This is a genomic window from Kribbella albertanoniae, from assembly GCF_004348455.1.
GTDB lineage: Bacteria > Actinomycetota > Actinomycetes > Propionibacteriales > Kribbellaceae > Kribbella > Kribbella albertanoniae.
Genome location: NZ_SMKA01000299.1, coordinates 1 through 11,060, shown reverse-complemented (window position 1 = coordinate 11,060; position 11,060 = coordinate 1). Strand labels below are relative to the sequence as shown.

Below are 11,060 nucleotides of genomic sequence, written 5' to 3'. Positions count from 1 at the left end.
CACTCCACCTGCGCCGCAGTCAGCTCCCCAGCCGCCCAAGGGCTCACCGCATCCGGCGCCACCCCCGTGAACGTCCCCCGAGCCATCGCCACCGCCTCGCGGTCCGCATTCCCCCGGACCCACACCACCCGGTCACCCATGGCCTTGAGCCGCGCAAACACCTCCCGAGGCTGCGGCCCACTCACCACATCCCCCGCCACCACCACGGTGTGCGCCGCCCGCACGTCCTTCTCCGCCAGCACCGCCTCCAACGCCGGCAGCACACCATGAACATCCGCAAGCACCGCAAGCCGAGTCATACAGCCAGTGTCGTCCAGAACTGGTTAGGAACCGATGACGAGCTGGGTGTCGGTTCCGATCGGGGTGGCGCGTTCGCAGGCGCCGGTGGCGATGGTGCACCGGATGATGGCGGTCTTGACCTTCTCGGTCTGGCCGACCGCGCTTGCGTAGGCGACGACGAGGACGTGCTGGTCGTCCTCGGCAGACATCTCCTGGAAGCAGCCCTTCCACTTGTGCAGGACCTTGCCGGAGTTCGCCTCGAAGGCTGCCGAGATGCCCGAGCAGAAGCCCTCGGCGTTGTCCTCGTCGCCGTAGGCCGTGGCGCCGTTCGGGGTGAAGCCGCGGACCTGGAACTCACAGGTGCGGAAGAGCTGGGTGCCGCTGGGGACCTGGACGACGTTCGAACAGGTGCCGTTGTCGTTGCGGACCGGCATGGCTGCGGCTGTGCTGCCGTTGGCGGACACGGCCGTCGGTGAGATGACGGCCTTGATCAGCTCAGGCTTCGCAGTGGTCGGGACCCAGGAGTAGAGCTTCCACGGGCCGCTCTCCGTGTCGCTCGCCCGGTAGTACACCTTGCCGTCGGTGTAGGCGAGGACCTGGACCTCCCAGCTGTTCGGCAGCTTCAGCGACTGCACCGAGTCGGCTGACTCCGCATAGACCGTGCCGCCCTTGTTGGTGACTCCGAGGCTGCTGAGCCGGGATGCGGCGTACGCGGCGGCGGTCTGGTCGGACGTCGTCACCAGGGACGACACATCCCGCGTACGGCGGACTGTGTCTCCGGACCCGAGCTTCAGCAGCTCGGTGCCGTCGCCGTCCGGCTCGTACATGACGACCGCCAGTACAGCCCCCTGGATCTGGCCGACGCTGAGCACGGATCCCTTGCCCGGAATCGTTGCTAGGGCCCTTGCGCCGCTGCGGACCTCTCGACCGATCAGGTATGGCACCTGAGGCGCGCGGCCCTCTGGGAGCTTGTTGACGTTCACTGTGCTCTCGGTGCCGGTTGACTGGGGCTTGCTCGGCGTGGCCGAGGGCGGTGGCGTCGGTGCGGACGGCGTGGCCGAGGGGGTTGGGGTGGTGCTGGGGGAGCTGGTGAGTGGGGCTACGTTCGCTTTGGCTGTCTGGGGGCCCTGGCGGTAGGCGAGGGTGGCGCCGATGGCGACGGCTGCCACGGCGACAGAGGCCACCACGGCGATCAGGCGGCCGTTGTTGTTCCGCATCGGCGGGACTCCTTACAGGTGTTCATGATCCGAGGAGCAGGGGTTCCGGGGACAGGGGGCTGGCCAGCTCGCACTGGCCGGTGCTGACGGTGCAGCGGACGACGGCGGACCGGGACTTCGGTCCGGCCTGGTCGTGCCACTCGAACAGGACGTGGTCGTCGTCCTCCGGTACGGCGTTCCGCAGCGACTCGGCCAGCCACGTGCGGACGACCTTGCCGGTCTTGGCGTCCAGAACGCTGGCCGCGCTCTCGCCGTACGGCGAACCGGCGTTGGGCGGGTAGCCGAGGACGAAGGCGTTGCCGGGGCTGAAGCTGTCCAGCCGGTACTGGCAGGTCCGCCACTGCTGGCGACGCTTGGACAGGTCGGTCACCACCGAACACAGCCCGCTGTCGGTGAAGACCGGCAGCCCGGCGGCCAGTGTGCCGTCCGGCGACACCGCTACCGGGCGCGCGACCTTGGTGTCTTCGGCCATGTTCGCATCGCTGTGCCAGATATGGAGACTCGGCGTCTCGCCGTCCTCCGGTCGGCTGCTGATGTAAACCGTTCGGTCCACGACTGCGAGGACCTCGATGTCGCGGGCCCTCGCGTGATCAAGGATGACGTCCTTGTTGTCGGTGGTCCGGAAGTGCACCGTCCCGCCGTCGCGACCGGTGTACCGCCCGCCGGTGGCGTAGGCGGCCGCGTTCCCGTTCGAGCTGGTGACGAGTGAGTCGATCCCGGGCAGACGCTGGACGACCTTCCCGGCCTCGTTGAGTACGACCAGGCTGCTGCTGTTCGCGTCCGGGACCTCCATGGCCAAGGTGGTGTCCCAGAGCCGGGCAACCGCTTCGACAGGCACCGAACCGGGCACCTTCACCGCACTGCTGATCCCGCCCTGCACAGTGCGGCCGCGCAGGTACGGGACCTGTGGCGACCGGCCGGTGGGCAGCTTGCTGGCGTCGATGACGACCTTGGTGACAGGCAGCGTCGTAGGCGGAGTCCTCGGCACGCTCAGGGGTGCAGCAGACGCGCCGGTCTGGCTCTCCGGACCACGCGCAGCAGCCAGCATGCCGCCGCCTGCTACTGCGACGACAGCCACTGCGGCCACGGCGATCACCAGCGGCCGGTTCCGGTTCGACACCTGCTCCATCCTCGCTGAGACGCACGAAGTCGCCGTTTTGTTCGCACCGGCGAGCGAGTCGCAGGAACGATCGAGCATAATGCGTGCATGGACCAGCCTCAGCGGATCGGCCGGTACGCCCTGGTCCGCCGGGTCGGTGCCGGTGGTTTCGCGACCGTTTGGCTGGCCAAGGACGAGCAGTTGGACGCCGACGTGGCGGTCAAGATCCTCTCCGACCTGTGGACCGACGACGAGGACGTCCGGCGCCGCTTCCTGGCCGAGGGCCGGTTCCTGCGCAAGGTCGACTCGCTGTACGTCGTGGGTGCGCATGACGTCGGGGAGACCGAGGACGGCCGTCCGTACCTGGTCATCACCTACGCCGACCTCGGGACGCTGGCCGACAAGATCAAGGCCGGCCCGCTGGAGATCGGCGACGCGGTCCGGATCATCACCGAGGTCGGCAAGGGCCTCAAGCACCTGCACAGCCGCGGTGTCCTGCACCGCGACGTGAAGCCGGCCAACGTGCTGTTCCGCAGCATCGCCGGTGGCGACCGCGCCATGCTCGGCGACCTCGGTCTGGGTAAAGCGGTCCAGGACGTCTCGCAGCTGACCATGCCCGGTGGCACTCCGGCGTACGTCGCTCCGGAGCAGGTGCTCGGTGACCGCCTCGACCACCGTGCTGATCTCTACTCGCTCGGTGCGGTCGCGTACGCCGCTTTCACCGGTCAGGCGCCGCATGGGGTGAACAGCCTCGGTGCGGTGATGCAGATCGACAAGCCGCCGCCCTCGATGTCCACACTGCGCAAGGACATCCCGGATGCGATCGATGCCGTCGTACGGCGTGCACTCGAGCCGAACCGGGACCTGCGCTGGCAGGACCTGGACAGCTTCCTCAATGCGCTTCGGGAAGCGCATGTGACCGGCAAGATCCCCGCAGGGCTGATTCCGGCGAGTGATGTGGCTCCGGCGACCCCTGTCGCCGGTGGCGTTGACCAGGAGACCGCACTGTCCAGTGCGAACCAGCTGACACAGCCGCCGGCCAAGCGGTCCGGCCGTGGTCGCGTGATCGCCGGACTGCTCGCCGTACTGCTGGCTGCCGCTGGTGGGTACGGCGGCTACCAGTTCGTGCTGTCACGTCCGGTCAAGGTGGAGTCCGGCAGGCTGTCGGTCGAGGTGCCGCGCGCCTGGTCGCAGAAGGCCGAAGACACCGGCGCACAGCGCCTGCTGGTCGCAACCAGCACAGCGCAGTGGCAGACGGATCCCAGGGTCGAAGGTGTCTACGTAGAGGTCATCAACGGCAGCAAGCTCCCGACGACCACCAGCCCGCCGCCCGGCTGCCGACCGGCGGTACCGACCGGCGGCCAGGTCGGCGACCAGGCGTTGGCGACCTTCCGCTACGAATGCAGTGACGGACCAGCGGTCATCGAGCAGTACCGGCAGCTGGACGCGGCCACGCAGCTGCGTATCCAAGTGCGCGACGAGGACCCCAAGGGAAGCCAGACGATCGTGGACTCGGCTACCTACCAGCCTTAAGGCACCAGTGAGGTCAGCGACGAGATCGTGGCCTTGTGCATCCGCGGGATGACGTTGAGCGTGTTCGGGTCCGAGCCGTACAGGTGCGACGCGGATTCGTAGACCAGGTAGGCAGTGCCGTTGTACTCGGTGATGCCCTCGGTCATGCTCGGCGCCCGGAAGCAGCTGAGCGCTGCGGCATCCAGGTCCTTCTGGCCGCGCTTCACGACGTACAGGTTGCTGCGGTTGGTGCGCCCGTACGACGTGCTGTAGATGAAGTGGCCCGCGGTGACCGTCAGACCCTGTGTCTTGGTGGGGATCTCCCAGGCGCCGGCCAGTGTGGTGAGTGTGCCGTCGGTGGCGATCTTGTACTCGTACATGGTGCCGCGACCGGTCTCGTTGAAGGAGCCGGCGAACAGCGAGTCACCGTAGGTGCCGATGAACGACGCCGCGGCCACGTCCCGCGCCGTACCGACCTGTGTCAGGTACGGCGTCCCTGCCGCCTTCAACGCATCCCGCAGCGCCGTGAGGCTGTACTTGCGGATGCTCGACCCTGCACCGGACACGAACGCCCAGCCCTTGCTGACTGCGATCCCGCCGACATGCGACTCGGCAATCGCCACCACGCCCACCGTGGAGCCAGTGGCCGGGTCGATGCCGTAGATCTGTGAGTCGGCGCCCGAACGGTACGAGGCGACCAGCAGCAGGTTCTTGCCGCTGCCGTCCCAGTTGTACCAAGTGCCGGCGCCCTGCGGGGTGTGCGTGCTCAGGTTCGGGATGCTGGCGCTGTTGCTGAACCGGGCGTCGTACTTCCTGGAAGCAGAGGGCCCGTCGTAGAACGTCGAGCCGCCGGTCGTGTCGGTGTCGCACGTGATCGCGGCCTGCGCGGGCAGTGCGACCGTCACTGTGGCCGTCAGGGCGGTAGTGGTGAGGAGAAAAGCAGTCATGAGAGGGCGGAGCCGGGACATGTCGTTGTCCTGTTCTCGAATGGGGCGGAAAGTTACGACTGCCCCACCCTATGGCGACAACCACCCACAATGAACCCTTCGCGTGTCTAGGGTCGCAGGCGTGCTCAGACGCCTGCTCGCCACGACCTTGCTGACCGGACTGCTCGCCGTACCGGGCCAAGCGCAGGCTGCTGCGCCCACGTCGCAGTGCGCGGGGGTGAAGGTCGGTCCGGCTCAAGAGGTCGTGTCCGACGCCGCCCGGAAGAGCCTGGGCCTCAAGGGCTGGGCGGACACCGCGTACGGCGTACTGCCGGCTGGGAACGGTAAGTACGACTTCCTGGCGGTGGCTGCGCTGGCTGGTGGGTCTGGGTACAACCAGAGCATTGCGGTCACCCGTGGCACGTTGAGCAACCCGGTGAGCGACGGTGTGCAGAAGCTCGCGCCAGTGATCGGACTGCCTGCCGGCTACGACTATGGCGGTGGCGGGCCGGTCTACCGGGACCCCGCGACGGGGATCGTGCTCCAGATGCTGCACCTGGAGCAGGGCTTCTCGGATGGCTTCTACTCGACGCTGCATCTCGGAAAGTACGACCCGGCGACCAAGCGGACGACGTACTTGGGCCCACTAGCCACTCCGCGCGCTACGAAGGAGCAGATCCAGGCCCTGCACGCTTCGGCCGACATGGGCACACCAGCCTTCACTGCGCGGGACGGCTACCTCTACGTGCACTTCCCCGACTACTACGTCAATGCGGGTGGCGGCTACGCCAGTACGGCGCTCTCGGTCGCGCGGGCGCCGTTGGCCGACGTACTGAGTGCTGCGGCCAACGGCCAGGGCGTGGCGTGGCACAAGTACCTGGACGGCGGTTGGGACTCTCCGGCGGTCGGTGGCATGTCGACTGACGTGCGGCCGGGAGAGCGTGGCGCATGGCATCCGAACGCCGTACGGACGGCACGTGGTGGTTCGCTGCTGGTCCAAGGGGTGTCGTCGACCGAGTTCGTGCTGTCGGACTCTGCGGACGGCGTGCTGTCGTGGTCGGCCGCTGTACCGCTGTTCAGGGACCCGGACAAGTTCAACGCCTATCCGACCGTCGTCGGCACAGGTGCGGATCCGTCGGTCGTGGGTGACGAGTTCTACGTCTACTACCTGCAGTGGAACGGCGTACAGGCGAACTGGGACAACGCGCACATGATGCGGCGGCTCATCACCTGCACTCAGGACCGGGAGCTGGGCACAGTCCCGCTTGTCCGCAACGACAACGGCACCCGGCATCGCGTGACTACCGAGCCGGTCACGGAGCTCGGCTACTACCCGACGCGCACGTGGATGCTGGAGGCAGGAGAGAAGCCCGGGACGGTGCCGGTTTTCAGTTGCCGTAGCGGCGCCCGCGATCAGTTCATCTCCACAGCTGCGAACTGCGAAGGCACCAGCTTCCTGCAGACACTGGGCTGGATCTACAGCTCACCACCGGCCGCACCGTCCGTTGCCCTGTACCGCTGCACTGTGCCGGGCCTGGACGATCACTACCTGTCGACCGAGACCGGATGCGAGAACCCAAAGGCAGTCAACGAGCACCGAGTCGGCTACGCCCTCAGTACGACGAGGGTCGCGTTCTCGCGGTTCGACAGCTCCTCCGAGCGCTGGGTGACCAGTGGGCCGGTGACTGCGAGCTATGGCTCGGTGAAGCGGTGGTTCATCGAGGGCAGCCAGCAGCCCGGCACTACCGCGCTCTATGGCTGTTCTTACGAGACGCCGAAGGGCACCAACCACTTCATCTCCGTTCTGGCCAACTGTGAAGGGCTGACGAGGCTGCGGCCCGAGGGATGGATCTACTCGAGTAGGACAGCCGAAGCGACGGCACCGCTCTACCGCTGCTACCACCCGGGCGCCTACGACCATTTCCTCGGCGACGAGCAGTGTGACGGAGTCGAAGGTGCTCAGCGTGAGGGGCTGATGGGCTACGCCGTACCGTAGGCCTCATGTCTGATCTGTCCGCGGCGATCGACCGCGTTCTGCCCAGTGTCCGTGCCGACCTCGAGGACCTCATCCGGATCCCTTCGGTCAGCTACGAAGCAGCCCGCGCGGGCGACGTCCAGCGGTCCGCCGAGGCGACCGCCGCGCTGTTCGAGGCGGAGGGTTTCGCGGTCCAGATCGTCCGGGCCGGCGAGGGTGCGCCCGCGGTGATCGCGAAGAAGCCTGCCCCGGCGGGGAAGCCGACCGTGCTGCTCTACGCGCACCACGACGTTCAGCCGACCGGTCCGGTCGAGCAGTGGACGTCCGACCCGTTCGAGCCGACCGAGCGGGGCGATCGGCTCTACGGTCGCGGTGCGGCCGACGACAAAGCCGGTATCGCTGCGCACCTGGCCGCCGTACGGGCCTTTGGCAACGACCTGCCGGTGGGCGTGACGGTGTTCGTCGAGGGTGAGGAGGAGATCGGTTCGCCGACCCTGCTGCAGCTTCTGGACGAGTACACCGCCGACCTGGCCGCCGATGCGATCGTGATCGCCGACTCCGGCAACTGGGACATCGGCTACCCCGCACTGACTGTTTCACTGCGCGGACTGGTCGAGTCGTACGTCGAGGTGCGGACTCTCGACCACGCTGTGCACTCCGGGCTGTTCGGTGGACCGATCCCGGATGCGCTGTCAGCGCTGTGCCGGCTGCTCGCCACGCTGCACGACGACAAGGGTGACGTTGCTGTTGACGGTCTGCACGCATCACGCGCGGCCGACGTCGTGTACCCGGAGGACCGGCTGCGCGCCGAGTCGAGTGTGCTGGACTCGGTCCGGCTGACCGGATCGGGTTCGCTGGTCGACCGGCTGTGGACCCGCCCGGCGATCGCCGTACTGGGTATTGACGCACCGGCTGTGGCAGAGGCCAGCAACACACTGGTGCCGGTGGCACGGGCCAAGGTCAGTCTGCGAGTTGCGCCCGGTGACGACGCGATCAAGGCCAGTGCGGCGCTCAAGGCGCACCTGGAGAACCACGCGCCCTGGGGTGCGCAGGTGACTGTCACAGAGGGTGAGGTCGGCCAGCCGTGCAGCATCAACGCACGCGGCGGCGGCTACGAAGCGGCCCGGTCGGCGTTCCAGACCGCGTGGGGTGTCGAGCCGATCGACATGGGCATGGGCGGATCGATCCCGTTCATCGCCGAGTTCCAGCGGGTTTTCCCCGAGGCCGCCATTCTGGTGACCGGCGTCGAGGACCCGGACACCCGCGCGCACGGGGTCGACGAGGGCCTGCATCTGGCGGAGTTCCGCAAGGTCTGCCTGGCCGAAGCGCTGCTCCTGCAGAACCTCGCGGACAACGCTTAAACGCTTTGCAGGACACAACCTGACCACGAGGTCGGGACCGGGGTTTCCGACAACGCTCGGTTTGGCATAGGTTTCGGCGAGTGAAGATCGCAGTGGTACGGGAGACCAGGCCGGCCGAGCGCCGGGTCGCATTGGTGCCGGAACAAGTCGCGAAACTGATCGAGCTCGGGTACGAGGTTGCGGTCGAGCCGGCCGCCGGAGAGCGCGCGCTCTACTCCGACGACCAGTACCGTGAAGCCGGCGCCGAGGTGGCCTGGGGTGCCGACCACGCGGCGACCATCGTGACCTCGGTGCAGCCGCTGGAGCGCGAACGCCTGCAGCGGCTCCATGCCGGTACGGCGTTGCTGTCGTTCCTGCCGACGAATCCGCCGGACATCATCCGGTCCGCGACCCGGGCCAAGCTGACGGCGTTCGCGATGGAGCTGGTTCCGCGGATCTCCCGGGCCCAGTCGATGGACGCGCTGTCCTCGCAGGCCCTGGTGGCCGGCTACCGAGCCGCGATCGTCGCCGCCGAACGACTCCCGCGGTTCTTCCCGCTGAACATGACCGCAGCCGGCACGGTGCCGCCGGCCCAGGTGCTCGTCCTCGGCGCCGGGGTCGCCGGCCTACAGGCCATCGCGACCGCGAAGCGCCTCGGCGGCGTCGTCAAGGCCTACGACGTCCGTACGGCGGCCGCCGAGGAGATCGCCTCGATGGGCGCGACCCCGATCACCCTCGAGCTCGGCACCCTCGACGGGCCTGGCGGTTACGCCCGCGAGATGACGGCCGAGCGGGCGCAGCTCCAGCGCGAGCTGCTGACCCCGTACGTCGCCGCCGCGGATGCCCTGATCACGACAGCCGCCGTACCGGGGCGAACCGCACCCATGCTGGTGTCGCGAGCCATGGTCGAGCAGATGAAGCCCGGTTCCGTGGTTGTCGACCTCGCGTCCGAGCAGGGCGGCAACGTCGAAGGATCGGTCGCCGGGACCGAGCTGACGATCGGCAACGCGCTGGTCTGGGGCGGGGCGAACGTGCCCAGCCAGATGGCCGGCCCGGCCAGCCGCCTGTACGGGCAGAACATCGCCAACCTGATCCGGCTGATGACCCGCAACGCGGCCTTCGACCCCGACTTCGACGACGAGATCGTCCGCGGCTGCTGCGTCACCCACGACGGGTCCGTCCTGCACGAGCCGACCCGCGAACTTCTGGAAGGCCAGTCATGAGCGAATCCATTGCGTTGCTGACGATCTTCGTGCTGGCCGCGTTCGTCGGCGTCGAAGTGATCAGCAAGGTCTCCTCGACCCTGCACACCCCGCTGATGTCCGGGGCGAACGCGATCCACGGCGTCATCCTGGTCGGCGCCATCATCGTCACCGGCCAGGCCGAGTCCACCATCGTGGTGATCGTCGGCCTGCTGGCCGTCGTCCTCGCGACCGTCAACATGGTCGGCGGGTTCGTCGTCACCGACCGGATGCTCGAGATGTTCAAGCCCCCGGCCGCCCGCAAGAAGGAGCTTGGCAAGTGATCCCGACCTGGGCCCAGATCGGGTACCTGATCGCCGCAGTCTGCTTCATCGTCGCCCTCAAGGCGCTCTCGTCGCCGAAGTCGGCCCGGACCGGCAACCTGCTCGGCGCCGCCGGTGCCGTGCTCGCCGTCATCATCACCTTCGCCGCCTACAAGCCCGACCACCTGGCGCCGATCCTGATCGCTCTCGGGATCGGAACCGTCGGTGGTGTGGCCGGTTCGCGCCGCGTCCAGATGACCCACATGCCGCAGCTCGTTGCCCTGTTCAACGGCGTCGGCGGCGGCGCGGCCGCACTGGTCGCGCTGATGGAGCTCGGCGAGGTCCCCGACGGTGCGACGGTCGCCGCGATCGCGACGGCGTTCACCATCCTGGTCGGCGCGATCAGCTTCTCCGGCTCGATCGTCACGTTCGCCAAACTCCAGGAACTGATGACGACCCGCCCGGTGACCTTCCCCGGTCTACCGGTGCTCTTCATCGCCTCGATCCTCGGCAGCCTGGTGCTGGCCGGCTTCCTGGTCTCCGACCCGCGCGTCTGGGTCGGAATCCTGCTCTGCCTGGTCGGCCTCGCGGTCGGCGTGATGCTGGTGCTGCCGGTGGGCGGCGCCGACGTACCGATCGTCATCTCGCTCCTGAACGCCTTCACCGGCCTGACCGTCGCAGCCGGCGGCTACGTCCTCGGCAACACCCTGCTGCTGGTCGCAGGAACCCTGGTCGGCGCGGCCGGTACGTTGCTGACCAAGCTAATGGCGGACGCGATGGGCCGCTCGGTCTTCAACATCCTCTTCGGTGCCGTTCGTGGCGGATCGACTCTTGGCGGCGGTGTGGCGTCGGAGCGGCCGGTCATCTCCGGTGGCGCCGAAGACGTCGCGATCCTGCTCGGCTACGCCAACAAGGTCATCATCGTCCCCGGCTACGGCCTCGCCGTCGCCCAGGCCCAGCACACCCTGCGCGAACTCGTCGAAGAGCTCCACGACCGCGGCGTCAAGGTCGACTACGCCATCCACCCCGTCGCCGGCCGGATGCCCGGCCACATGAACGTCCTGCTCGCCGAAGCCCAGGTCCCCTACGACCAGCTCCGCGAGATGGAAGACATCAACAGCGACTTCAAGTCCACCGATGTCGTCCTGGTCGTCGGCGCCAACGACGTAGTGAACCCGGCCGCCCGCACCACCCCCTCGGCCCCCATC

General features: G+C 68.0%; 10 protein-coding genes. 6 read left to right on the top strand and 4 right to left on the bottom strand.

The window, feature by feature from the left end; all coding sequences use genetic code 11:
- From E1261_RS38460 to E1261_RS38450, 3 genes are all read right to left on the bottom strand, one after another.
- The coding region (locus E1261_RS38460) for a metallophosphoesterase family protein (RefSeq protein ID WP_202875397.1) at nucleotides 1-299 on the bottom strand (299 nt) is incomplete at its 3' end.
- A gap of 24 nt (nucleotides 300-323) precedes the next feature.
- Nucleotides 324-1,496 (bottom strand): hypothetical protein, encoded by a 1,173-nt coding sequence (locus E1261_RS38455; protein WP_132414681.1) that lies wholly within the window; start codon nucleotides 1,494-1,496, stop codon nucleotides 324-326.
- Between the two features lie 22 nt (nucleotides 1,497-1,518).
- On the bottom strand, nucleotides 1,519-2,616 hold the full coding sequence (locus tag E1261_RS38450; RefSeq protein ID WP_132414680.1) for a hypothetical protein: 1,098 nt from the start codon (nucleotides 2,614-2,616) through the stop codon (nucleotides 1,519-1,521).
- An 87-nt stretch (nucleotides 2,617-2,703) separates the two neighbouring features.
- Between E1261_RS38450 and E1261_RS38445 the strand changes: the two genes are divergently transcribed.
- Nucleotides 2,704-4,128 carry a serine/threonine-protein kinase gene (locus E1261_RS38445; protein ID WP_132414679.1) on the top strand — a complete coding sequence of 475 codons (1,425 nt, stop codon included), beginning with the start codon at nucleotides 2,704-2,706 and terminating at the stop codon, nucleotides 4,126-4,128.
- On the opposite strand, the gene E1261_RS38440 is transcribed toward E1261_RS38445, so the two are convergent.
- Nucleotides 4,125-5,054, bottom strand: coding sequence for a hypothetical protein (locus E1261_RS38440; protein WP_238176694.1), 930 nt, complete (start codon nucleotides 5,052-5,054; stop codon nucleotides 4,125-4,127). The two genes, E1261_RS38445 and E1261_RS38440, sit on opposite strands and share 4 nt — an antisense overlap.
- A gap of 121 nt (nucleotides 5,055-5,175) precedes the next feature.
- Here E1261_RS38440 and E1261_RS38435 point away from each other — a divergent pair, with 121 nt between their 5' ends.
- The 5 genes from E1261_RS38435 to E1261_RS38415 form a co-directional block, all read left to right on the top strand.
- Entirely contained in the window at nucleotides 5,176-7,029 is a 1,854-nt protein-coding gene (locus E1261_RS38435; protein WP_132414677.1) for a hypothetical protein, read from the top strand.
- Between the two features lie 5 nt (nucleotides 7,030-7,034).
- Entirely contained in the window at nucleotides 7,035-8,369 is a 1,335-nt protein-coding gene (locus E1261_RS38430; RefSeq protein WP_132414676.1) for a dipeptidase, read from the top strand.
- Nucleotides 8,370-8,449: 80 nt separating this feature from the next.
- Nucleotides 8,450-9,571: an NAD(P) transhydrogenase subunit alpha gene (locus E1261_RS38425; protein ID WP_132414675.1), complete on the top strand. Its 1,122-nt coding sequence runs from the start codon at nucleotides 8,450-8,452 to the stop codon at nucleotides 9,569-9,571.
- Nucleotides 9,568-9,873 (top strand): NAD(P) transhydrogenase subunit alpha part 2, encoded by a 306-nt coding sequence (locus E1261_RS38420; RefSeq protein WP_132414674.1) that lies wholly within the window; start codon nucleotides 9,568-9,570, stop codon nucleotides 9,871-9,873. The genes E1261_RS38425 and E1261_RS38420 overlap by 4 nt, the downstream gene beginning before the upstream one ends.
- On the top strand, nucleotides 9,870-11,060 hold a 1,191-nt coding region (locus tag E1261_RS38415), incomplete at its 3' end, for an NAD(P)(+) transhydrogenase (Re/Si-specific) subunit beta (RefSeq protein WP_132414673.1). The genes E1261_RS38420 and E1261_RS38415, both read left to right, overlap by 4 nt.